The organism is Falsiroseomonas frigidaquae (assembly GCF_012163145.1).
GTDB lineage: Bacteria > Pseudomonadota > Alphaproteobacteria > Acetobacterales > Acetobacteraceae > Falsiroseomonas > Falsiroseomonas frigidaquae.
On sequence record NZ_JAAVTX010000001.1, the window covers coordinates 495,879 to 518,712 of the forward strand.

Consider the following 22,834-nt stretch of genomic DNA (forward strand, 5'->3'; position numbering starts at 1 on the left):
CCCTCATGCATGTGCGCGCAGCCTAGCGCGGCGCGCGCCACAGGGCACGGGTCATTCGCGTTGCAGCACATGGCCCACCGCCACGGCGCCGAGGCCGATCATATGCGCCAGGGCGGTGCGCGCGCCCGGTTGCTGGCGGCCTGTCGCCTCGCCGCGCAATTGCCGCACGATCTCCGCCACCTGGCCGATGCCGGTGGGGCCGATCGGGTGGCCCATGCCGATCAACCCGCCGGAGGGATTGACCGCGCAGCGCCCGCCGATCTCCCACGCCCCATCGCGCAGCCGGGCCGCGCCTTCGCCGACCGGGCACAGGCCGAGCGCCTCGGCATAGACGATCTCCTCGATGCTGAAGGCGTCGTGCAACTCGACGATGTCCAGCGCCTCGACGCCGATGCCGGCCTGGCGCAGGGTCTCTAGCCCGGACTGGCGCACGATCTCCAGCATGGGAAACGCGCCCGGTGGCACGGCGGGTTCGCTGGACGCGGTGGAGGACAGCACGCGGATGGCGCGGCGGCGGTCCAGGCGGAGGCGCGCCATTGCAGCCTCGCTGGCGACGATGACGGCGGCGGCACCTTCCCCGCGTGGGCAGCATTGCAGCGCCGTCAGATCCCCGGCGACCGGGGCGGAGGCCAGCACCTGTTCCAGCGTGCGCGGCTTGCGGAACTGCGCGAAGGGATTGCGCGCGGCATTGCCGTGGTTCTTCACCGCGACGCGCGCCATGTCTTCCGGCCGCAACCCGTGGCGATCCCGCCACATGCGCGCGAGCAGCGCGAATTCGACCAGCGGGCTGTGGTCGCTCGGCGACAGCCGCGCCAGCCCGTCCTTGTCCACCGCGCGCTGCGAGGTGCCGTGCTTGTCGACGCCCAGCGCCAGCACGATGTCGCGCTGCCCGCTTCCCACCAGCAGGCAGGCCATTCGGAAGGCGGAGGAGCCGGAGGCGGAGGCGTTCTCCACCTGCATCACCTCGATACCCGTGTCCCCCATGTGCCGCAGCATCACGCGCCCGGCCGCCATGCCCAGCCCGGCCGTGCCGATCATCGCGGCCTGGATGTCCGGCCAGCCCAGCCCGGCATCCTCCAGCGCCGCACGCAGCGCCGCCAGGCCGAGCGTGATGTAGGGCGTGTCGCTGGCGAATTGGTAGCGGTGCATGCCGATGCCGACGACGCGCACCGGACGCAGGTCCCGAAGCCCACTCATGCCACGGGCCTGAAGCGGCAGGCCAGCGCGCCATCCTCCGCCACCAGCACCGCGCGCATGGCGGTGCCGGGCGGCGGCTCGGCTGTGCCATCCAGCACGCCGTCCACCACCGGGCCCTCCGCGAGTTGCAGCCGCGCCACCACCAGCGGTGGCACCACGCCCGGCAGCACGGGCTGGTGCAGCGTGATGCAGGCCAGCAGCGTGGCCTGGCCGCTGAGTTCCACCTGCTCCAGCGCCGGGGACCCGTAAGGCGAGCGTGGGAAGGTCAGCGCGCCGCTGGCGGGATCGCGGAGCGCCAGCAGCACGGCGCCATCTCCCGCCGGTGCGGGCGCGTACAAGGAGGGGTCGCGCAGGTCCAACATGTTCACTCCCGTTGCGGCGCGAAGAATAGACGCCCCTTGACCGCGGGGGATACTGGCCGGATCGTGCCGGCACGCCGCAAGGAATGCGCTGTACATGCAGGACAAGCCGCTTCGCTTCACCGGCCGCGTTGGCCTTGTCACCGGTGCCGCCTCCGGCCTCGGCCGCGATGCGGCGCTGGCGCTGGCGGCGGAAGGCGCCAGGCTGGTGCTGTTCGACCGCGATGCGGCGAGGCTGGCCGAGACCGCCGCGCGCTGCGAGGGTTCGCAGGCGGTGGCGGGCGACGTCACGCGCGCGGCCGACATGGACCGCGCCGCCGCGGCGCTGGATGCGCTGGGCCCGGCCACGCTGCTGGTCACCGCCGCCGGCACGCTCGGCCCGACACGGCCGCTGCCGGAGGTGACGGAGGCCGAGTTCGACCAGGTCTTCGATGTGAATGTGAAGGGCACCTGGCTGGCGCTGAAGGCCCTGCTGCCGCGCATGGCGGCGGCCGGTGGCGGCGCGGTGGTGACCATCGCCTCCGGCTCCGGCATCGTCGGCAATGCGGTGTTCCCGACCTATTCGGCCAGCAAGGGCGCGGTGGTACTGATGACGCGCAGCGTCGCCGTGGGCCATGCCATGCAAGGCATCCGCGCCAACACCGTCTGCCCCGGCCAGATCGAGACGCCGATGCTGCGCGGCGTCTTCGAGCAACTGGGCGACCGCGCCGCGGGGGTGGAGGCGATGTTCCGCGCGAAGAATCCCTCCGCCCGCTTCGGCGAGGTGCAGGAAGTCACCGCCGCCGTGCTGTTCCTGCTGAGCGACGCCGCCAGCTACATCAATGGCGTCGCGCTGCCGATCGATGGTGGCCGGCTTGCCTGAACGCGGGCGCTTCGCCGGCGAGGTCGCGATCGTCACCGGCGCCGCGCGCGGCATCGGCGCGGCCACTGCCGCCAGGCTGCGGGCGGATGGCGCGGATGTGCTGCTGGTGGACCAGGATGCGGCGGTGGCGGACACGGCGGCCGGACTCGGCGCGCAATCGCTGATGCTGGATGTGGCAGCGCCCGATGCCGGTTCGCGCATCGCGCAGGCGGCACTGGCGGCCTTCGGGCGCATCGACATGCTGGTGAACAATGCCGGCATCGGCGGGTCGCGCCGACTGGATCAATCGGATGATGCGCTGATCGCGCGTTTCCTCGATGTGAACCTCGGTGCGGTGCTGCGGGTGACGCGCGACGTGCTGGCGCATCTGCCGCGGCCGGGCGGGCGGGTGGTGAATGTCGCCTCCATCTTCGGCATCGCGGGCCAGCCCGGCACCATGGCCTATGCGGTGGCCAAGGCCGGCGTCGCGCAGGCCACGCGGACCCTGGCGGCGGAGGTGGGGCCGCAGGGCATCCGCGTGAATGCCGTCGCGCCCGGCGTGATCGAGACGGCGATGACCGCCGCCTTCCGGCAGGATGACTGGTACCTGCGGACCATGGTCGAGGCCGCGCCGCTGCGCCGCGCCGGCACGGCGGAGGAGGTGGCGAGCGTGATCGCCTTCCTCGCCTCGGCGGAGGCATCCTTCGTGACGGGACAGGTCCTGGCGGTGGATGGCGGCTGGCTCGATGCCCGCAATTCCCCCCGCGAATGAGGAGTCGAACATGGATATGAGCGTGAAATGGCCGAATGGCGCGCGCTGCGCCGTGGCGCTGACCTTCGACTTCGATGCGGAGACGCTGTGGCTGTCCCGCGACCCCTCCAATGCCCGCCGCCCCGGCACGCTGAGCATGGGGCAGTACGGGGCCAAGGTGGGCGTGCCGAAGATCCTGGAGACGCTGGGCGATGCCGGCGTGAAGGGCACCTTCTTCGTCCCCGGCTGGACGGTGGAGAACCATACCGACCGCGCCGAGATGATCCTGAAGGGCGGCCATGAGATCGGCCACCACTCCTACTCCCACGCCTGGCCGGACCCGGACGCGCCGGAGAAGGACATCGAGGAGATGGAGAAGGGGCTGGAGAGCCTGAAGCGCGTGCTCGGCGTGGTGCCGAAGGGCTACCGGTCCCCGGCCGGGGAAACCACGGATGAGCTGGTGCGGCAGCTCGACAAGCACGGCTTCCTCTACGACAGCTCGATGATGGGGGATGTGAATCCGTACCGCCTGCCGCATCCGGATGGCGGCCGGCAGCTGGTGGAGCTGCCCTATCACTGGAGCCTGGATGACGCGCCCTTCGTGTTGTTCAGCGTGAAGACGCCGCGGCCGATCATGACCAACAGCCATATCCGCGAGGTCTGGCAGGAGGAATTCAAGGAGATCCACCGCTGGGGTGGCTTCTACAACCTGGTCATGCACCCGCAATTGTCGGGCCGCCCCAGCCGCATCGCTCTGCTGCGCGAAATGATCGCCTTCATCCGCGGCTTCGAAGGCGTATGGTTCGCCACTTGCAGCGAGATCGCCGAAGCCTGGGCTGCCCAGGAACAACGTTGAGGAGAGACGACCATGCAGATCACCCGCCGACAGGCGCTCGCGGGCGCCGGCATCACCCTGATCTCCGCCGGCGCATCCTCGCGCGCCCGGGCGCAGGCGGCGCCGTTCCGGTTCATCGTCAATGTCGGGCTGCAGAACCTGGACCCGATCTCCAGCCCCAGCTTCGTCACCCGCAACTTCGCCTACCTGGTCTTCGACACGCTGGTCTCAATGGACAGCAAGGGCGCGTACAAGCCGCAGATGCTGCAGGGCTGGGAGATCAGCGGCGACAATCTGACCTGGAATTTCACCCTGCGCCCCGGGCTGAAGTTCCATGACGGCAGCGACGTGACGGCGGAGGATTGCGTCGCGTCCCTGAAGCGCTGGGGCGGCCGCGATTCCATCGGCCGCCGCCTGCTGGCCTCGACGGAAAGCCTGACGGCCACCGATGCGCGCCATTTCGTGCTGAAACTCGCAAAACCCTTCGGCGGCGTGCTGGAGGCGCTCGGCAAACCCTCCGTCCACGTGCCCTTCATCATGCCGGCGCGCATCGCCAATGCCACGCCGCCCTCGCAGCAGGTGCAGGAGATCATGGGCTCCGGCCCATTCATCTTCCAGCGCGCCGGCTGGATCCCCGGTGAACGCGCCAGCTTCACCCGCAATGCGAACTACGTGCCGCGCGAAGAACCGGCGGATGGGCTGGCGGGCGGCAAGGTGGTGAAGCTCGACCGCGTCGAGATGGCGACCATGGCCGACCCCGGCCTACGCGTCGCCGCTCTGCAGACCGGGGAGGTGGACTACCTGGAATACGCCCCGGTGGACTACCTGCCGCGGCTGCGCACCAACCGGCAGATGACCATCGCCCAGGCCGGCGGCCAGGCCAACCTGATGTATTGCGCCAGCCTCAACCACTTCCTGCCGCCCTTCGACAATGTGCTGATGCGCCGCGCGGTGCAGCAGGCGCTGGACCGGACGGAGGTGCTGGCCGGCGCCGGCTTCGGCGAGGGCCTCGGCCAGCCGGATTGCGCCAGCCTGTTCATGTGCGGCGCGCCCTATTCCAGCACGCTCGGCAGCGACATCATCCAGCAGCCGAGCCTGGATCGCGCCAAGGCGCTGCTGCAGCAGGCCGGCTACAAGAATGAACGCGTGGTGCTGCTGCACCCGGCGGACAGCCCGCTGCTGAACCCCTACGGCCTGGTGATGATCGACCGGCTGAAGCGGGCCGGCTTCAACCTGGATGTGCAGGCCAGCGACTGGGCCTCCATCGCGCAGCGCTGGGTACAGCGCCAGCCGCTGGACCAGGGCGGCTGGAACATCGTGCCGGTGGTCTATACCGGCTTCGACCTGGCCAACCCGCTGTCCAACATGGGCGTCGGCTTCAACTGCACGGACAACCAGCCCTGGGGCTATTGCGTGGATGAGATGTCGCCGGTGCTGGCGCAGTTCGAGGCGGAGAGCGACCCGGCGAAGCGCCGCGAATACGCCGCCCAGCTGCAGAAGATCTCCTTCGAGAACGCCACCTTCCCGATCGCCGGCCAGTTCCGCAGCCCGGCGGTGTGGCGGGCCGAATTGAAGGGCGTGATCGATTTCGGCTTCCCGGTGATCTGGAACATCGAGAAGCCGGCACGCTGAGCCTCAGGCCGGGGCGGCGCATCCGCCCCGGCAGATCGGAACCCGCCGGCCGATGCAGCGCGTCCTTCTTCTCTCCTGGGTAGCCCTCGGCCTGGCAGCCGGGGCGGCGCTGCATCTGGCGGGGTGGGCGGCGCCTGCCTTCTGGGCCTTCACCGCCGCCGCGCTGCCTGTTGCGCTGCATGTGACGCTGGGAGTGTTGCGGGCGCTGGCGGGCGGGCGTCTGGGCGTGGATGTGGTCGCACTCGCGGCCATCTTCGGCGCCCTCGCCCTCGGCCAGCCGGCCACCGCCGCCGTGGTGGCGCTGATGGTGGCGGGTGGGGAGGCGCTGGAAGCCTGGGCGGAAGGCCGCGCCACCGCCGCGCTGACCAGCCTGATGGCCCGCGCGCCGCGCATCGCGCTGCGCCAATCCGCCGCAGGGCTGGAGGAGATTCCGGTGGCGGAGATCCGCCCGGGCGACCTGCTGCTGGTCCGCCCCGGCGCCACCATCCCAGCCGATGGCGTGCTGGAGGATGCCGCCGCCACGCTGGATGACAGCGCGCTCACCGGCGAATCCCTGCCGGTAGAGCTCACGGCCCACGCGGCACTCCGTAGCGGCGCGGTGAATGCGGGCGACGCCTTCCGCATGCGCGCCAGCCGCGACGCCTCGGCCAGTACCTATGCCGCCATCCTGCGGCTGACCGCGGAGGCCGCGCAGGCCCGCGCGCCGCTGGTGCGGCTGGCGGATCGCTGGGCGCTGGGCTTCACCCTGGCAACCGCCATCATCGCCGGCGGCGCCTGGGCCTTCAGCGGCGATGCGCTGCGCGCCCTGGCGGTGCTGGTGGTGGCCACCCCCTGCCCGCTGATCCTGGCCGCCCCGGTGGCGCTGATGGCCGGCATCGGCCGCGCCGCGCGGCGCGGCATCGTAGTCAAGGGCGGCGGCGCGCTGGAGCGGCTGGCGCGCGTGCGGACCGTGATCTTCGACAAGACCGGCACGCTGACCCCCGGCCAGCCGCGGCTGGTGGCGCTGGATGCGGAGCCCTCGCTGGGCCGGGATGCCGCGCTGCGGCTGGCGGCGGCGCTGGCGCAGGGATCGTCCCACCCCGTCTCCGCCGCGCTCGTTGCCGCCGCCGCCGCGCGTGGGGTGACGCTGCCGGTGCCGGATGGGGTGGCGGAGATCGCGGGCGGCGGGCTGCGCGGCCAGGTGGAAGGCCACGCGCTGCTGCTCGGCTCGGAGGGCTTCCTGCTGGCGGAGGGGCTGGAACCGCGCCCCGGCTTCGGCATCGCCGCCCAGGTGGCGGCTGCCGCCGGCTCCGTCGCCTGGCTGGCGCGGGACGGGCGCGTGGTGGCCGCCTTCGTCATGGCCGATGCGATGCGCCAGGAAGCGCCGCGCGCGATCCGCCGGCTGCGGGCGCTGGGCATCGACCGGATCGTGCTGCTGAGTGGCGACCGCGCCGCCGCAGCCGCGCCGATCGGCCGCGCGCTGCGGCTGGATGAAATACTGGCGGACCAGTCGCCGGAGGCGAAGCTGCTGGCGGTGCGGCGGGAGGCCGAGGCCGCCCCTACCGCCATGGTGGGCGATGGCGTGAACGACGCCCCGGCCCTGGCGGCGGCCGATGTCGGCATCGCCATGGGCGCCTCCGGCACCGCTGCGGCGGCGGAGGCCGGCGACGTGGTGCTGCTGGTGGATCGCGTCGACCGGGTGGCGGAGGCGATCGCCATCGCCCGCCGGTCCCGCGCCATCGCGCTGCGCGCCATCTGGCTCGGCATGGGGCTGTCCGGTGTGGCGATGGGCTTCGCCGCCATCGGGCTGCTGCCGCCGCTGGCCGGCGCTTTGGTGCAGGAGGGCATCGATGTCGCCGCCATCCTGCTGGCGCTGACCGCGCTGCGCCCGGGCCGGCAGGATTCGGCCCCCACCGCGATGCCCGATGCCGCCGGGCTGGTGGCGCGCCAGGGGGAACATGCCGGGCTGCGGCAATTGGCCGATGCCCTGGGCGCCGCCGCCACCGCGCCGAGGCTGGACGCCCTGCCCGCCCTGGAAGCCAGGCTGCGGGAGGAGATGCTGCCGCACCAGCACGCCGAGGAACGCAGCCTCTACCCCGAAGCGGCGCGCCGCCTCGGCGGGGCCGACCCGATGGCACCGCTGATCCGCATGCATGCGGAGCTGGAGACGCTGGCGGAGCGGCTGGCCACCCTGCTGCGCCTGGCCACTGAATCCGGCGGCGCGGAGGTGACGGAAGGCGAGTTGCGTCGCACCCTGTTTGCCCTGGAGGCCCTGCTGCGGATGCACCTGACGGTGGAGGAGGAGATGCTGGCCAATCTGGACGGCGCGTGACCGGCCTGCTCGGCGCCTATGGCCCGGGCGGTGCGCTGATGCTGGCGGCCTCCGGCGTGGTGATCGGCGCCATCGGTGGGCTGCTCGGCATCGGTGGCGGCGTGGTGGCGGTACCGGTGCTGCTGGCGGTGCTCGGCGGCGGCGCGCTGGCGCCGGACCGGCTGCTGCCGGTCTGCATCGGCACGGCGCATCTGGTGGTCGCGCTGTCCGCACTGCCGGCGGCCTGGGGCCATGCGCGGGGCGGCACGCTGGACCGGCGGCTGCTGCGCGCCTGGACGCCGCCCGTGGTGGTGGGCGGGCTGGGCGGGCTGCTGCTGGCGCGCATCCTGCCGCCTGGGCTTTCCGTCGGCCTGTTCGGCGGGCTGGTGGCGTTGCTGGCGCTGCGGATGGGCCCGGCCTCCGGCTTCACCCTGGCCGATGCGCCGCCGGAACCCCCGCTCGGCCTGGTGCCGCCGCTGCTGGTCGGCCTGCTGGCCGCGGCGCTCGGCATCGGCGCGGGCACGCTGAGCGGGCCGGTGCTGGGCATGTTCCGGGTGCCGCTGCTGCGCGCCGCGGGCGCCGGGGCGGTGTTCAACCTGGCGGTGGCGGCGCCGGCGGCGCTGGTCTTCGCGCTGGCGCCCACGGCCGGCCTGCCGGATGCCGTGGGGCAGGTGGCGCTCGGCGCGGTGCTGCTGCTCGCCTTGCCGGCCATGGTCACGGCGCCGGTCGCCGCCCGGTTCAGCAGCCGGCTGCGCGAATCCCTGCTGCGCCGGCTGTTCGCAGCCGGCCTCGCCCTGATCGCGTTGCAGGTGCTGCTGCAGGCAGTCAGGGGCTGAATCGAGGCATGACGGATACGCCGAAGCGCGGCCTGCTGGCGCCGCTGGCCATGCTGAACCGTCGCACCGCGCCGCCGCTGCTGATCTACCTGGTGGCGGGTGCCAGCGGCTTCGCGGCGATCGCGGAGACCTTTTGGGTACGCGACAGCCTGGGCCTGTCTCCCGCCAGCCTGCTGGCGCTGGCCGCCTGGCTGACGGTGCCCTGGACGCTGAAGATGGTGATCGGCCATCTGGTGGATACGGTGCCGATCCTGGGGTCGCGCCGCCGCGCCTATGTGCTGCTCGGCGCCGGGTTGCAGGTGGCCGCCAACCTGATGCTGGCCGGCGCCGCGGCGGGGATGACGGCGCCGGTGCCGGCGGAGGCCGCCTATATCGCAGCCTCGCTCGCCGCCGTGCTCGGCCTGGTGGTGCAGGACAGCGTGGCGGATGCGATGACGACGGAGGTGGTGGACCGCAGCCACCCCGATGGCTCGCCCCGCCCGGCGGAGGTGGTGCAGGCGGAACTCGGCGATATCCAGGTGCTCGGCCGCGTCGCGCTGATGGGCGGTGCCTTCGCCACGGCCGGTGCCGGCGGCTGGCTGGCGCAGCTGCTGCCGGCTTCCACCATCTTCCTGATGGCCGCCGCCCTGCCGCTGCCCAGCCTGGTCGCGGCCTTCCTGCTGCGCGAGACGGAGGAAGCGCCGGGTGCGCGGGATGCGCGCATCCTGTGGGGAGGCCTCGGCTTCGGCGCGGCGATGCTCGCGCTCGGCATCGGCCAGCCGCCCTTCGCGGAGGAGATCGGCTTCCTGCTGACGCTGGGCGTGATCCTGGCGCTGCTGCGGGTGACGGTGGCGGGCGTGCCGGCGGCGACGCGGCGTGCCATGGCGGCGGCGGCCATCATCATCTTCGCCTTCCGCGCCATGCCGTCCCCGGGTCCGGCGCTGCAATGGTGGCAGATCGACGTGCTGGGCTACAGCCAGGGCTTCTTCGGCACGCTGGGCCAGCTCGGCACCGGGCTGGCGATCGCCGGCGCGCTGCTGCTGGGCGGGCGAATCGTGCGCTGGCCGCTGGGGGCGGTGTTCTTCTGGCTGGCGGTGCTGAACGCCGCCTTCATGCTGCCCAGCATCGGCATGCTCTACGGGCTACATGAATGGACCGCGCAGGCCTTCGGCTTCGGCGCGCGCACCATCGGGCTGGTCGATACCGCCTTCTCCGCCCCCATGGCGCAGCTCGCGATGATCCCGATGCTGACGCTGATCGCGCTGCATGCGCCGGAGGGGCGGCGCGCCACCTGGTTCGCGCTGATGGCGTCTCTCATGAACCTTGCCTTGCAGGCGGGTGCCATCGCCTCCCGCGGGCTCAACGCCGTGTTCGAGGTCGGGCGGGGCGATTATGCCCAGCTGCCTTTGCTGGTGATCGCGGCGACGCTGGTGGGGTTGGCGCTGCCGCTGCTGGCGATCCTGGTGTTCGGCCGCCGGCTGGCGCCCTCACCCGCCGCCACGGCCTGATGCCGATGCAAGCGCGGTCGCGGTCAGGCTGCTCAACAACCTGTTGTTGCAGCGCACGCATGGGGATGCCAAACTTATTTACGCTGCACGTGATCGTTTGACCGGTCCCGATCGGCGGGCGGGAGTACCTCGACGCCCCGCCCGCATCCCGCGACGAGTGAGATCCACCGACCCGATGCCATATCCAGCCCAGGGCGGTTACGCCTCGAGCGCCACCGCATCTCAGTCCGTGGCGCCGCACCAGCCCAGGCACTCGAACCCGGCCGGCGAGCGGCGCTTCGAGCTGTCAGGTCCGGGCCGCCTGCTGCTGGGCAACCTCGCGGTGGCGCTGCTCTATGCCGGGCTCGGCGCCGCGGTCGGAACTTTCTTTTCTCGATACGGCCTGTTCCCGGCGCCGATCTGGCTGCCGGCGGGCATTGCCGCGGTGGCCTGCATGATGGGCGGCGCCAGGCTGGTGCCGGGGCTGTTCCTCGGCTCCTTCGCGGTCAACTGGCTGCTGCTGGAGGCGGGATTCCTCGGCGCCATGCTGATTTCCGTCTCCAACAGCCTCGGGCCGCTGGCCGGCGCGCTGCTGACGCGGGCGCTGCGGCCGCCCACCGGCCTGTTCACCCGGCTTCAGGGGGTGCTCGGCTTCGTCGCCGGATGCGTGGTGCTGCAGGCGGTGCTGACTGCGCTGGGCGGCACCGCGGCCCTGCTGCTGGTCGGCGGCCTGCCGATGGAGGCCGCCTATTCCGTCTTCTCGCGCTGGGCGCTGTGCGAGGCCGGGGGCGTGTTCTTCTTCGCGCCGACGCTGATGCTGTGGATGGGGCTGGAGCGCACCCCGGCCTCGCCAGGCCGGCGCATCCTGGCGGATGGCACGCGGCCGGCCTCCGCGACCGGGGATCGCGCGGTGCTGGCCGCCGCGGCCGGCCTCGCCGCCCTGGTCTTCGCCCTGCCGCCGCAGGCCGCCGCCCTGGTGCAGCCGGAGGCGGTGGTGCTGCTGACCATCCCGGTCACCTGGGTCACGCTGCGCATCTCGCTGCGTGCCGCCTACAGCCTGCTGACGCTGATTTCCGTGGTGGCGACCGTCGGCACGCTGGCAGGGCTCGGGCCGTTCCAGGCGGATGTGGTGCCGAACCCGCTGCGCGCGGTCGGCATGATGATCGTGCTGATGGCGACCAACGCCCTGGTCCTGATGGCCCTGCTGAGCGAGCGGCGGGAGGCGGAGACGCTGCTGGCGGAAAGCAATGTGCGCCTGACGGCGGACGTGGCGGCCCGCACGGCGGAACTGCGCCAGCGTGCGGAAACCGACGACCTGACCGGCATCGGCAATCGCGGCCATTTCCTGCGCCGGCTGCAGGAATCCTTCGCGGAGGCGCGCCGCCAGGGCAGCCCGCTGGCGCTGGTGGTGATGGACCTGGACCATTTCCGCCCGCTGAACGACATGCGCGGCCACGCCGCGGGCGATGCCGCGCTGCAGGCGGTGGCGAAGCTCGGCTGCGCTCAGGCCGAGGGGCTGAAGGCCAGCTTCGGCCGGCTGGGCGGCGAGATCTTCGCCATCGCGCTGCCCGGCGCCAGCACGGTGCAGGGTGCCTCCCTCGCCGAGGGTCTGCGCGCTTCCATCGCCCGGCACAGCTTCCTGTTCACGGGTGACGAGGTTCCGGCGCGGCTGACCGCCAGCCTCGGTGTCACCGGCCTGCTGCCGGGCGATGAATCGCCCGAGGACCTGCTGAAGCGGGCCGATGCGGCGGTGTTCCTGGCCAAGGCCAAGGGGCGCAACCGGGTGGAAGTGCGGATGGTGACGGAAGCGCCGAAGGAGATGCGCGCCAGCAACCTGTCGCGCTGAGCCTTCTCGGCGCCGGCCCGGCGGCAGCCCCTTCGGCTATATGTTCCGGCGCGCGGCCCGCAGCGTCGGCAGGCCGATCCCGGTCGCCTCGAAGCCGCCATCCACGGCGATCACCTGGCCGGTCAGGTAGCTGGCGCGGTCGCTGCACAGGAACAGGATCGTCTCCGCCAGCTCGCTCTCCAGCCCGTAGCGGTTCAGCGGGATGGTGTCGTGGTAGTCGCGGCGGATTTCCGGCGTGTGCACCGCCTTCGCCATGGCGGTATCGACCGGCCCCGGTGCCACCGCATTCACCCGGATGCCGAGGCCGGCCAGTTCGACCGCCTGCTGCTTGGTCAGATGCGCCAGCGCGGCCTTGCTGGTGCCATAGGCGACCCGCAGCGTGGAGGCGCGCAGGCCGGAGATGGAGGTGATGTTCACCACCGCCCCGCCGCCACCTTCCGCCATCAGCGGCGCCGCCGCCTGCACCGCGAGGAACGGCGCGGTCAGGTTCACCGCCAGCACCCGCGCCCATTCCTCCGCCGTGGTCTCCAGCATCGGCTTGAACACTGCGGTGCCGGCATTGTTCACCAGCGCATCCAGCCGGCCGAAATGGGCGTGCGTGCGCCGGATGGCGGCAGCAAGCGCGGGCGCATCGGCCACGTCGCAGAGCAGCGCCAGCGTTGCCTCTGGCTGCGCAATCTCCGCCATCGCGGCATCGAGCAGGCCGGCCTCGATATCCAGCAGCGCAACGCGCCAGCCTTCGGCCAGGAAGCGCCGCGCGGTGGCCAGGCCGATGCCGCGGCCCGCGCCGGTGATCAGGACCACATGCATGCCGTCGCATCCCCCCTGCCCCGTACCGCGGTCTCCGGCCATGCAACCCGGTCGGTGTCGCCGGGTTCTGCTGCCTGCCCGCGGCTTCGCGCGGCAGCTTGAGAGGAGGATGACCTTGATGCAAGGCTGGCTACCCGATGCGTTGCGCGACCTGGTGCCGGCCTATGGCCCGAACATCCGCGACCTGGGCTTCGCCTACATGCTGGCCTTCATCATCGGCTGGAACCGGGAGAGGGAGAGCAACAGCGCCGGGCTGCGCACCTTCCCGCTTGTCGCCATCGCCAGCTGCGGCTTCGTGCAGGCCTCCGAGGAGATGATGGGCAACAACCCGGAGGCGACGGCACGGATCATCGAGGGTGTGATCACCGGCATCGGCTTCATCGGTGCCGGCGCCATCCTCAAGGGTGGCGCGGAAATCCGGGGGACGGCGACGGCGGCCAGCATCTGGGCCACCGGCGCGATCGGCGCGGCGGTGGCGCTCGGCAGCTACCACGTCGCCGTCACCATCTGCCTGTTCACGGCGGTGACGCTGTATGTGCTGACGCCGCTGAAGCCGAAGGACGATACCGAGCCGGGCGCCGGCGAGGGGTGAACCCCCGCCACCGCCGGGCGTCAGCGGCCCGGCGCCGCCGTGGTATCGCCAGCCGGGGTATCGCCAGCCGCGGGCGCCCCAGCCGGAGGTACGGCGGCTGCGGGCGTCGCAGCCGGTTGCGGCTGGCTCGCCGTCACCCGCCAGATCGTATTCGACAGGTCATCGGCAATCACCAGACCCCCGCGTGCGTCGATCGTCACGCCAACCGGGCGACCGCGGGCATTGCCCTCAGCGTTAAGGAAGCCGGTGGCGAAATCTACCGCGTCGCCGGCCGGGCGTCCGCCCTCGAACGGCACGAAGACCACGCGGTAGCCGGACGGCACGCTGCGGTTCCAGCTGCCATGCTCGCCGACGAAGACGCCATCGGCGAAGCTGGCGCCCATCGCGGGCGTGGAGAAGGCCAGTCCCAGCGCCGCGACATGCGAGCCGAGCGCGTAGTCCGGCGCGACGGCGGCGGCGACCAGTTGCGGATTCTGCGGCCGCACCCGCTCATCCACGTTCTGGCCCCAATAGCTGTAGGGCCAGCCATAGAAGGCGCCCTCCCGCACCGAGGTCAGGTAGTCCGGCACCAGGTTCGGGCCGATCTCGTCGCGTTCGTTCACCACCGCCCAGAGCTGGCCGCTACCGGGCTGGATGGTCAGCGCGGTGGGGTTGCGCAGACCCGTGGCGTAGGGACGGTGCGCGCCGGTTTCGGCATTGATCTCCCACACCATCGCGCGGTCCACCTCGGCGGTCATGCCGCGTTCGGTGATGTTGCTGTTGGAGCCGATGCCGACATACAGGAACCGGCCGTCCGGGCTGGCGGCCAGCGCCTTGGTCCAGTGATGGTTGATGGCGGCCGGCAGACCGGTAACCTGCACCGGCGGCCCGCTGGCTTCCGTCTGGCCCTCGACATAGTCGAAGCGCACCAGCGCATCCTGGTTGGCGACGTAGATCGAGCCATTGGCCAGCGCCAGGCCATAGGGCGCGTTGAGGTCGCTGGCGAAGATGTTGCGCGTCTCATAGGTGCCGTCGCCATCGGCATCGCGCAGCAGCGTCAGGCGGTTGCCGCCCGAGACCGAGGACTTGCCCCAGCTCTTGATGATGCCCGCGATGAAGTCCTTCGGCCGCAGCGTGGGTGCGTTGCCGCCAGAGCCTTCGGCGACCAGGATATCGCCATTCGGCAACGCCACCATCTGGCGCGGAATCCGCATATCCGTGGCGATCGCCTGGATAGTGTAGCCCTGCGGCACGGTCGGCCGCTCGGTGCCCCAGCCGGCCGGCCGCGGAATGGTCATGTTCGGCAGCAGGCCGCGCTGCGGCGCCGGCAGGGTCGGGTTGGCGCCGCGTTCGACGGGAGCCGGATCGCCGTCGCAGGCGACCAGCGCCATGGCGGCCACGCCGAGTAGAAGGGTCGCGCGCATCACCTTGTCTCCCGATGCTGGAAGCCGGAATACCCCATCCAGGAAGCGACCAGCGCGAGCAGCGTGGCGACGACCGACAGATAGAGCCCCTCCGGCATCGTCGCCCAGGCGTCCTTGGCGTGGACGAGGGCATTGAGGAAGCCGATCACCCACATGGCGAGCAGCACGACGAAGTAGATGCCGCGCGACTTGCGGCGCGCGGCGCCGCCGCGGATCAGGTCGACCAGCGCCCACAGCAGGGCGAAGCCGCCAAGCACCAGCCCGCCCGTGATCAGCCAGGATGCGAAATTCGCCCATTGCACATGGAAGGTGGCCGAATACGCGATGTCGCTGAGCAACGCGCCCAGGAACAGCGGCAAGGGGAAGGCGAGCAGGATGGCGTGCAGCGGGTGCAGCGGCCTCAGATAGCCGGGTGCGACCCCGGATGCTGTCATGGCGACCACGGGGGATCCTCTCATTCCTGGTTCCGCAGCGCGGGCAAGCCGGCGGCGGGGAGCCAGGTGAACGGATCGACCCGCCGGAAGGTTCCCACCTGGGGTGCCGCGAGCTGGCAGCGCGGGAGGATGCGGCGGTATCCCGGCGAGATCCGCATCACGCGCCTGCGTTGCGCTGCCACTCGGGTCGGCCGGGTGCTTCTCGTGCTTCGGTCCCTTGAGCATCCTGTTCGCGCCATGCTTGCTGCCAAGCCTGATGGCGGGCGGCGCTTCGGCGATCGGCGCCGCAACGGCGCCAATTTCAAGCTGGGACAACTCCACCTATGACCAGGAACAGACGACGGCACGGAGCTTTCGAAGCATGAGCGCCCGTCATGAACTCGCGTCACTCCCCATAGAAAAATTCTGCGAAGGCGCCGTGCGGCTGGAACGGCCGGCGCAGCTGGGGGCGGTCGGGGTCAACGTCAACGCACTTCAACGCTTCGCAAATTTGAAATGCGGCGTATTCGAGGGGCCCTGCTCGATTCATGCCTCGATGCTGGGCGAGGTGCATTTCGGCGCGTTCAGCTATGTCGGCAGCGGCGAGATATCCCACGCGCGCATCGGTCGCTTCTGCTCCATCGCCAACAGCGTCACCATCGGCCCGGCCGAGCATCCGACCGGATGGTTGAGTTCGCACCCCTTCCAGTACAACGGGACGCGCCGGCTGGGGCCGCCATACGAGGCATGGCGCGGCACGGGACGATTCCGGGCCTATGGCGCGCGGCCGGTCCAGATCGGGAATGATGTCTGGATCGGCGGAAATGCGCTGATCCGGCGCGCATGCCAGGTCGGGCACGGTGCGATCGTCGCTGCAGGCGCCGTGATCAGTCGCGATGTCGCGCCCTATGGCGTGGCAGCCGGCGTGCCAGGCAGGATCCTCAAATTCCGCCTTGATGAGGCGCTGCGGGAGCGTCTGCTGCGGCTGGAGTGGTGGAACTGGAATCTTGCGCCGATCAGCGCCGCGCTCCGATACGAAGATCCGGCAGACAGCGCAGACCGCATCGAGGCCGCCATCGCCGAGGGGCGCCTGGAGCCTGCGGCCTTCCAGGGGGCGGTTGTCAGGCGAGCGCCGGACGGCCTGCTCTGGATGGCGCCGTTCTGACGCAGGCGCCGGCCTGGAGACCGTTTGGGAATACCGGGCTGGGAGATTCCGGATTGGAAATACCGGCGGCCGAGGGTTTGCGAGGCTCAATCCTGAACTACTTGAGAACACCTTCAGATATCATGCGGTGAACCTCAATGTATTCGCCACCTTGGGAAACTGCTTGACGATGGGCTGCGAGTCGCCACGCAGCCAGATCTTCAGCTCGGCATCCATGTCGAATGATCCTGCCGTTTCAACCGCATAGCGCGCAATGTCGTGGTAGGGGATGCTGAGATACTCGGTCTTGCGGCCGGTAACGCCCTGCCGGTCCACCAGGATACAGCGCTTGTTGGTGAAGACGAACATGTCACGCACCACGCGATACGCCCCTTTGATCTGTTCTCCTTCGATCAGCAGAGGGCCGAATTCATCGGCGAGCTTCGCCAGGTCCACTTTTGTCGAATTGCCCATCAGGGCATTGAAAATGCTCACGACCGTCTCCCCTCGCGGCCGGCGCCGTGCCGCGGCCGGCCGCTGATGCTAGGATGCGGGACCCGGCGATCCAAGAGCGGCCCTTTTCGAGGCCTGTCGTGTACGCGCATGCCGCTGCCGATGCCGATGCCGATGCCGGCAGGCGGCGCAGCACAAGGCGCGGGCGTGCCGTCTAGAATTATCACCAGGATTTTGACAGGTTCGGGATGATTTCCGTAAACCAGACGCGCGGCATCGCTGCGCGGGAGGTTGTCCATGCCGATGCTGGGAATGAAGCTGCGCGATCTCCGACGGCGTCGGGGCGTCGGCATGCGCCAGCTGGCCATTCGCTCCGGCGTGTCACACTCGGCCATCTCCCTGATCGAGCGCGACCGGATGAGCCCGTCGATCGACACGCTGGGAGCCATCCTGGACGCGCTCGGGCAGACGGTATCGGCCTTCTTCGCCGACCTGGAAAGCACCGTCCCGGCCCGCATCTTCTATCCCGCGGAAGCATTCACGGAAATCGGCCGCAGCGATGGCGTATCACATCGCGTCGTCGGCATGGACTACCCGAACCGCCGCATGCTGCTGCTCTCGGAAAGCTACGCGCCTGGCGCGGGCACCGACGGCATGATCACCCACAATGCCGAGGAGGCCGGCATCGTCACCCGCGGCGCTGTCGAGGTCACCGTAGGCGAGCAGACGAGCATCCTGCGGGAGGGTGACGGCTACTACTTCGACAGCCGGCAGCCGCATCGGTTCCGCAACGCATCGGATGGTGTGAGCACGATCATCAGCGCCATCACGCCGCCCACCTACTGATCCCGCGTCGGTCCCCTGGCGACAATCCTTCCCAACCCCCAGTAGTGGCGTTGCGCCTGGCGCGCCGACACCCTCTGATCACCGCGCGACAACCAGATCGACGGGGCGAGCAGGCATGGCAGCGCGACGTATCCTGGCAGGCGGCATCGCCCAGGAATCCCACAGCTTCAACCCGGTCCTGACGGGGCGGGACAGCTTCACCATCACCGGGGGCGCCGATGCGGTGGCGCGTGCGCGGGGTACGAACTCCACGCTGGGCGGCATCATCGCCGCCGCGGATGCGGCGGGCGCCGAGGTGACGGTGCCCCTGCTGTTCCGCGCCCAATCCGGCGGCCCGGTCGAGGATGCGGTGTTCGAGGAGGTGAAGGACGCGATGCTGGACGCCGCGCGAAGCGGCGATTTCGACGCCATCGCCCTGCCGCTGCATGGCGGCATGCTGACGCCCACTCTGGCGGATCCGGAAGGCGTCCTGGTGCAGGAATTGCGCGCCATCGTCGGGCCGAAGGTGCCGATCACCGCGGCCTTCGACCTGCACGCCCATGTCACGGCGGAACTGCTGGAGGCCTGCGACCTGCTGGCGGGCTACCTGACCAACCCGCATGCCGACCAGGGCGAGACCGGCCGGCGTGCCGGGGCGGCCGCGCTGGCCATGCTCGACGGGACGCTGGACCCGGTGCTGGCCTGGTCGCACCTGCCGATGCTGACGCTGGGCAACGACCGCACGGATGAGGAACCGCTCCAGGGCCTGCATGCACGGGCGCGGGCGGCGGTGGAGGCCGGACAGGTCCACGACGCCTCGATCTTCAACGCGCAGCAATTCCTGGATGTGGCGGGGCTGGGCCAGGTGGTGATGGCCTATGGCAACCGTCGCTCCGCGGCGGCCGAGGCGCTCGTCGCCGAGCTCACGGCCTCACTGTGGCAGGCCCGCGCCAGCCTGATCGGCGCCTATCCGAGCCTCGAATCCTGCCTGGACCGCGCCGTTGCCGGAACCGACCGGCCGCTGATCCTGGGCGACCAGGGCGACCGGGTGGCAGCCGGCGCGCCGGGAGACAGCACGGTCATCCTGCACGCGCTGCTGGCGCGCGGCCCGGGGCTTCCCGCCATCGTGCCGATCACGGATGCGGAGGCGGTGGTGGCCTGCCGCGCCGCCGGCCTCGGTGCCACCGTCACCGTCACCTTCGGTGGCCGCTTCTCCCGCATGGCGCCGCCCGTGACGATGACCGGCGAAGTGATCGCGGAAGGCGCCGGCGCATCCCTGGTCTATGCCGGCCCGGCGGAGGCCGGCCAGCGCGCCACGGTCGGGCCCTATGCCGTGCTGCGGGCCGGCGATCTGAAGGTGGTGCTGACCGCCTTCCCCTATTCCTACATCGACCCGGAATACTACCGCGCCATGGGCGTGGAGCCGGCGGAACAGCGCGTCGTGGTGACCCGCTCGGGCTACCACTTCACGCTGAACTACGCGGCGATCGGCGAATGCATCACGGTGGACACGCCGGGCATGTCCTCCTACCGCGTCGCGGAGCTGCCCTTCACCGTGGCGCGGCCCTTCTACCCGCTGGATGACCTCGACATCACGCCGCAGGTCAGGCTGCGGCGCCGTCCCGCATAGCCCGCGCCGCGGCGGCGAAGCCCTGTTCCAGCAGGGCCATCGCCTCCGCATCATGGGCGAAGGACAGATAGAGGCGGCCGAAGCCGGAGGGCATCAGTAGCACCCCCTCGCGCCGCAGATGCAGATGCAGCGCCTGCGACCAGCCCGGCTGAAGCAGGCGCAGCGCCTCCGCATAATCCTGCGGCGCCTGGGCGCCGGGCCAGATCGCGAAGACGCTGCCATAGCCGCAGGTGCTGACGGCGAGGCCCGCATCGGCGAAGCAGGTCTCGATGTGCCGGCGCAGCGCATCTCCGCGTGCCAGAAGGGCCGGATAATCCGCCTGGTCCAGCAGGCGCAGCGTCGCCAGCACGGCGGCGCAGGAGACCGGATTGCCGCTGTAGGTCCCGGCGCGCACCGCCCGGCCATCGGCGAAGGCGCGCATGATCGGCTCCCGCCCCACCACGGCGGCCACGGGCAGCCCGCTGCCGATCGCCTTGCCAAGCGTGACGAGGTCCGGATCCAGGCCGAGCGCATGCGAGGTCAGCCCCGCCTGCAGCCGGAAGCCCATCAGCACCTCATCCATGATCACCAGCGCGCCATGCCGGCGCGCAATCTCGGAAAGCCGTGCCAGGTAGCCGGGCGCGGGCATCAGGCAGCCGGTATTGGCGAGCATCGGCTCGACGATCACCGCGGCGATGTCGTCATGCTCGGCGAAAAGACGCTCGGCATCCTCGGCATCGTTGAAGCGCAGCAGCGCGACACGGTCGGTCTCCGGCCTGGCATTGCCGGGAAACGCCGCCTCGGCGGAACCGGCCGCACCGAAGGCGATGTCGTCCAGCCAGCCATCGAAGCCGCCCGCCATCTTGGCGATGCGCCGGCGCCCGGTGGCAACCCGCGCGGCGCGACAGGCAAGGTGCACCGCCTCGCTGCCGGTGCTGACGAACAGCGCCCTGTCGAGCGGCCCCGTATGGGCACAGAGCGCGGCGGCGGCGGCCTCCTCGCCCGGATGGGCGAAGGCCGGAAGCGGGCCGTTGCGCAGGGCCGCCGCGGCAGCTTCGACGACCTCGGCCGGGGCATGGCCGAGGATGGTGCCGCCGAAGCCGAGTGCCGTGTCCACATGCCGCCTTCCCGCCAGGTCCCAGAGCCAGGGGCCCTGGGATCGTGCGACGCATAAGGCACCCCCGGACGTCTCGGGCAGCACACGCGCGGCGCTGGAGACGCCGCCCACGAGATGAGTCACGATCAGCCGCGCCTGACGTTCCAGGGATAGCGGACGGATCCGTCGAGCACCCCGGTCAGGTCGCGGCGATAGGCCGTCTTCGGGAAGTAGATGCCGAGCGGCAAGGTGGGAACCTCGCGCAATGCCAGGGCATGGATCTCCGATTGCAGCCGCGCCTGCGCCGCCGTATCGGTCGCGGCGAGCCACCGTGCCGTCAGGCTTTCCATCTCCGCGCTCTCGTACCAGCCCGGCCAGCCGCGCGAGCCTTCGCCGCGCATCGTCGTGTTCTGGACCGGGTCGGCGATGGCGATGCTGGGCCAGGTGCTGTGGAAGATGCTCCAGCCATTCTCCTCCACCGGCGCCTTCGAGCCGCGTCGCTGCAGCAGCGTGCCCCAATCCATGTCCTGCAGATCGACATTCAGCCCAGCGCGCTTCAGCAGGTCTGCCGTGATCGGGCCGAGCGGCGCCAGCGCCGCACTGTCCGCCGGGTTGAGGATGACGATCTTCTCGTTGTTGTAGCCGGTGGCGCGCAGCGCCTCGCGCATCGCCGCCTCGTTGCCCACCAGGCGGCCGAAGCGTTCCTTGCCGATCTCCTCGACGCCGGCGATCGTGCAGGGATACATCGCGGCGCATTCACGCCAGGCATCCGGGCTGCCGCCGGTGACGGTCGCCAGGTAGTCCGACTGCTTCGCAACCTCCAGCACGAAGCGGCGCAGCGCCGGGTTGTTGAACGGCGCCGTCAGATGGTTGAAGCGCATCACCAGCACGGTACCAAGCGTATCGGCATTCTGGATCCGCACATCGCGGCTGCGCGCGGCCAACGGCTCGAGATCCGCAGGAAGGTTCTCGATCCAGTCGACCTCGCCCTGCAGCAGCGCCGAGACCGCGGTGGATTTGTCGGAGATCACGCGCCATTCGACGCGGTCGAAATGCGCCACCTTGCCGCCCGAGGTCCAGTTCGGCGCCTCGTCGCGCGGCCGGTAGCCGTCGAACTTCGCATAGGCGAACAGGTTGCCGGAATCCATCTCGCTGGCGAGGAAGCGATAGGGGCCGGAGCCGACCATCTCGGAGATCGGCGTGTCCGGCGACGCCTTGACGATGCGCTCCGGCATCATGAAGGCTGGCGAGGAATGCGGCTTGCCGATCGCCTGCAGCAGGCGTGGGAAGGGGGTCTTCAGGCGGATGCGCAGCGTGCGGTCGTCCGGCGTCTCGTAGGCTTCGACGGCGGCACCATAGACGCGGCCATAGACGTCCCGGCGGCTCCACCGCTCCAGGCTCGCAGCGCAGTCGCGGGAGCGGACAGGCTCGCCGTCATGGAAACGCAGGCCATCCCGCAGCCGGATCGTCCAGGTCAGGTTGTCGTCGCTGACCTGATGGCCCTCCGCCATCTGCGGATGCGGGCGCATCTGCCCATCGACGCCATAGAGCGTATCGAAGACATGGTACCCATGCTGCACCGCGACCAGGGCGGTGGAGATGACCGGATCGAGCGAGACCAGATCGGTCGAAGGAACCAGACGGAGCGTCCGGGACCGCATGTTCTGGCCCAGGGCCGGCATCGGCAGCAGGGCGGCCGGAGCGGCCTTCAGGAGATCGCGGCGTCGCATTGTCATGGGTTGCTCCCTTGCACGGCGGATGTCGTGGTGTGGCAGCATATCCGGTATGATGCGCTTGCAGCCCTGCATCGTGGCGCTGGTTAGGATACTACGCATGCCCTGGCCCGAAAGGGCCTGCAGAGGAAGACGCCCCCCATGCCGAAGGGCTCCGCGCAGGTTGCGTGCGGGATCTCGGCCAGGCGGGCGATGATCCGGCGGGCGAGGATTCGCTTCCCCCAGGATAGGGTGCCGCCGGCTCGACCGGGCTGGCAGCGGACTCGACTCTATGTTCGCTCTTTGTTCTATTGCCTCAGCCTCCGCGCGGAGGCGGCGGGGCGGATTATCCGTGCGTGGTTCACCCCACGCGGTTCGGGCAGGTGCAACTGCCTGACCCCCGCACCCCGAACGGGTCGGAAGACGGAGATGATGGTGGAAGAACCCGAATTGCCCTTGCCAGCTCCAATCTGGCTGATCCAGGCTTGGCCGCGACTGATCGCTGGCAAGCGCGAGGCACTGGCCGCTGGATTGCCGCTGGAGATGGCACTACGGGAGACCGCAGCGGCCATCCTCTCCCCGGCGCTGCCGGCGGTCTGCCTCAGCGAGGCTGTGGCCGCACTCGCTCAGGTGCCAGATTGTATTGGAAAGCAGGGGTAGGGCGCGACTCTGCAACGGCTCCTGAAGGAAAGGCGATTCCGCATCCGATCCGAAGCGTGATGGA

At 70.6% G+C, this 22,834-nt stretch carries 21 protein-coding genes; 13 read left to right on the forward strand and 8 right to left on the reverse strand.

The features are described from left to right. Nucleotides 1-51: 51 nt before the first annotated feature. Nucleotides 52-1,197, reverse strand: a complete 1,146-nt coding sequence (locus HB662_RS02420) for a thiolase family protein (RefSeq protein ID WP_168046755.1) — start codon at nucleotides 1,195-1,197, stop codon at nucleotides 52-54. Beyond that, complete coding sequence (locus tag HB662_RS02425; RefSeq protein ID WP_168046757.1) at nucleotides 1,194-1,559, reverse strand: Zn-ribbon domain-containing OB-fold protein; 366 nt, start codon at nucleotides 1,557-1,559, stop codon at nucleotides 1,194-1,196. Before HB662_RS02425 ends, HB662_RS02420 begins: the two co-directional genes overlap by 4 nt. A 94-nt stretch (nucleotides 1,560-1,653) precedes the next feature. Here HB662_RS02425 and HB662_RS02430 point away from each other — a divergent pair, with 94 nt between their 5' ends. From HB662_RS02430 to HB662_RS02465, 8 genes are all read left to right on the forward strand, one after another. Continuing rightward, entirely contained in the window at nucleotides 1,654-2,418 is a 765-nt protein-coding gene (locus HB662_RS02430) for an SDR family NAD(P)-dependent oxidoreductase (RefSeq protein ID WP_168046759.1), read from the forward strand. After that, nucleotides 2,402-3,169, forward strand: coding sequence for an SDR family NAD(P)-dependent oxidoreductase (locus HB662_RS02435; protein ID WP_408871619.1), 768 nt, complete (start codon nucleotides 2,402-2,404; stop codon nucleotides 3,167-3,169). Before HB662_RS02430 ends, HB662_RS02435 begins: the two co-directional genes overlap by 17 nt. A gap of 10 nt (nucleotides 3,170-3,179) precedes the next feature. Continuing rightward, the gene (locus tag HB662_RS02440) at nucleotides 3,180-4,004 is read left to right on the forward strand and encodes a polysaccharide deacetylase family protein (protein ID WP_168046763.1); all 825 of its coding nucleotides are present in this window, start codon (nucleotides 3,180-3,182) and stop codon (nucleotides 4,002-4,004) included. Between the two features lie 12 nt (nucleotides 4,005-4,016). Further along, nucleotides 4,017-5,615 (forward strand): ABC transporter substrate-binding protein, encoded by a 1,599-nt coding sequence (locus tag HB662_RS02445; RefSeq protein WP_168046765.1) that lies wholly within the window; start codon nucleotides 4,017-4,019, stop codon nucleotides 5,613-5,615. Between the two features lie 52 nt (nucleotides 5,616-5,667). Next, nucleotides 5,668-7,926: a heavy metal translocating P-type ATPase gene (locus tag HB662_RS02450; protein WP_168046767.1), complete on the forward strand. Its 2,259-nt coding sequence runs from the start codon at nucleotides 5,668-5,670 to the stop codon at nucleotides 7,924-7,926. Then, nucleotides 7,923-8,741, forward strand: a complete 819-nt coding sequence (locus HB662_RS02455; protein WP_168046769.1) for a TSUP family transporter — start codon at nucleotides 7,923-7,925, stop codon at nucleotides 8,739-8,741. Before HB662_RS02450 ends, HB662_RS02455 begins: the two co-directional genes overlap by 4 nt. 8 nt (nucleotides 8,742-8,749) lie before the next feature. Beyond that, on the forward strand, nucleotides 8,750-10,228 hold the full coding sequence (locus tag HB662_RS02460) for a folate/biopterin family MFS transporter (RefSeq protein ID WP_168046771.1): 1,479 nt from the start codon (nucleotides 8,750-8,752) through the stop codon (nucleotides 10,226-10,228). Between the two features lie 229 nt (nucleotides 10,229-10,457). Next, the gene (locus HB662_RS02465; protein WP_168046773.1) at nucleotides 10,458-12,053 is read left to right on the forward strand and encodes a diguanylate cyclase; all 1,596 of its coding nucleotides are present in this window, start codon (nucleotides 10,458-10,460) and stop codon (nucleotides 12,051-12,053) included. Nucleotides 12,054-12,089: 36 nt separating this feature from the next. Here HB662_RS02465 and HB662_RS02470 read toward each other — a convergent pair whose 3' ends face one another. Continuing rightward, nucleotides 12,090-12,863 (reverse strand): SDR family NAD(P)-dependent oxidoreductase, encoded by a 774-nt coding sequence (locus tag HB662_RS02470; RefSeq protein ID WP_168046775.1) that lies wholly within the window; start codon nucleotides 12,861-12,863, stop codon nucleotides 12,090-12,092. 109 nt (nucleotides 12,864-12,972) lie between these two features. Here HB662_RS02470 and HB662_RS02475 point away from each other — a divergent pair, with 109 nt between their 5' ends. Next, the gene (locus HB662_RS02475; RefSeq protein ID WP_168046777.1) at nucleotides 12,973-13,455 is read left to right on the forward strand and encodes an MgtC/SapB family protein; all 483 of its coding nucleotides are present in this window, start codon (nucleotides 12,973-12,975) and stop codon (nucleotides 13,453-13,455) included. 20 nt (nucleotides 13,456-13,475) lie between these two features. Here the strand turns inward: HB662_RS02475 and HB662_RS02480 are convergent, their stop codons facing one another. Then, on the reverse strand, nucleotides 13,476-14,858 hold the full coding sequence (locus tag HB662_RS02480) for a PQQ-dependent sugar dehydrogenase (protein ID WP_168046779.1): 1,383 nt from the start codon (nucleotides 14,856-14,858) through the stop codon (nucleotides 13,476-13,478). Next, complete coding sequence (locus tag HB662_RS02485; RefSeq protein WP_168047593.1) at nucleotides 14,858-15,292, reverse strand: DUF2231 domain-containing protein; 435 nt, start codon at nucleotides 15,290-15,292, stop codon at nucleotides 14,858-14,860. The genes HB662_RS02480 and HB662_RS02485 overlap by 1 nt, the downstream gene beginning before the upstream one ends. 217 nt (nucleotides 15,293-15,509) lie before the next feature. Here HB662_RS02485 and HB662_RS02490 point away from each other — a divergent pair, with 217 nt between their 5' ends. After that, nucleotides 15,510-16,436 (forward strand): CatB-related O-acetyltransferase, encoded by a 927-nt coding sequence (locus HB662_RS02490; RefSeq protein WP_168046781.1) that lies wholly within the window; start codon nucleotides 15,510-15,512, stop codon nucleotides 16,434-16,436. Nucleotides 16,437-16,556: 120 nt separating this feature from the next. Here HB662_RS02490 and HB662_RS02495 read toward each other — a convergent pair whose 3' ends face one another. Then, the gene (locus HB662_RS02495; protein ID WP_168046783.1) at nucleotides 16,557-16,910 is read right to left on the reverse strand and encodes a PH domain-containing protein; all 354 of its coding nucleotides are present in this window, start codon (nucleotides 16,908-16,910) and stop codon (nucleotides 16,557-16,559) included. 255 nt (nucleotides 16,911-17,165) lie between these two features. On the opposite strand from HB662_RS02495, the gene HB662_RS02500 reads away from it, so the two are divergent. Together HB662_RS02500 and HB662_RS02505 are read left to right on the forward strand one after the other, a co-directional pair. After that, on the forward strand, nucleotides 17,166-17,714 hold the full coding sequence (locus HB662_RS02500; protein ID WP_168046785.1) for a cupin domain-containing protein: 549 nt from the start codon (nucleotides 17,166-17,168) through the stop codon (nucleotides 17,712-17,714). Between the two features lie 115 nt (nucleotides 17,715-17,829). Then, entirely contained in the window at nucleotides 17,830-19,323 is a 1,494-nt protein-coding gene (locus HB662_RS02505; RefSeq protein WP_168046787.1) for a M81 family metallopeptidase, read from the forward strand. Here HB662_RS02505 and HB662_RS02510 read toward each other — a convergent pair. Both HB662_RS02510 and HB662_RS02515 read right to left on the reverse strand, forming a co-directional pair. Next, nucleotides 19,298-20,542 carry an aminotransferase class III-fold pyridoxal phosphate-dependent enzyme gene (locus tag HB662_RS02510; protein WP_168046789.1) on the reverse strand — a complete coding sequence of 415 codons (1,245 nt, stop codon included), beginning with the start codon at nucleotides 20,540-20,542 and terminating at the stop codon, nucleotides 19,298-19,300. The genes HB662_RS02505 and HB662_RS02510 overlap by 26 nt on opposite strands. Before the next feature lie 2 nt (nucleotides 20,543-20,544). Further along, nucleotides 20,545-22,134 (reverse strand): ABC transporter substrate-binding protein, encoded by a 1,590-nt coding sequence (locus HB662_RS02515; RefSeq protein ID WP_245185381.1) that lies wholly within the window; start codon nucleotides 22,132-22,134, stop codon nucleotides 20,545-20,547. 405 nt (nucleotides 22,135-22,539) lie between these two features. Here HB662_RS02515 and HB662_RS02520 point away from each other — a divergent pair, with 405 nt between their 5' ends. After that, on the forward strand, nucleotides 22,540-22,770 hold the full coding sequence (locus tag HB662_RS02520) for a hypothetical protein (RefSeq protein ID WP_168046791.1): 231 nt from the start codon (nucleotides 22,540-22,542) through the stop codon (nucleotides 22,768-22,770). The last annotated feature ends 64 nt before the right edge of the window (nucleotides 22,771-22,834 follow it).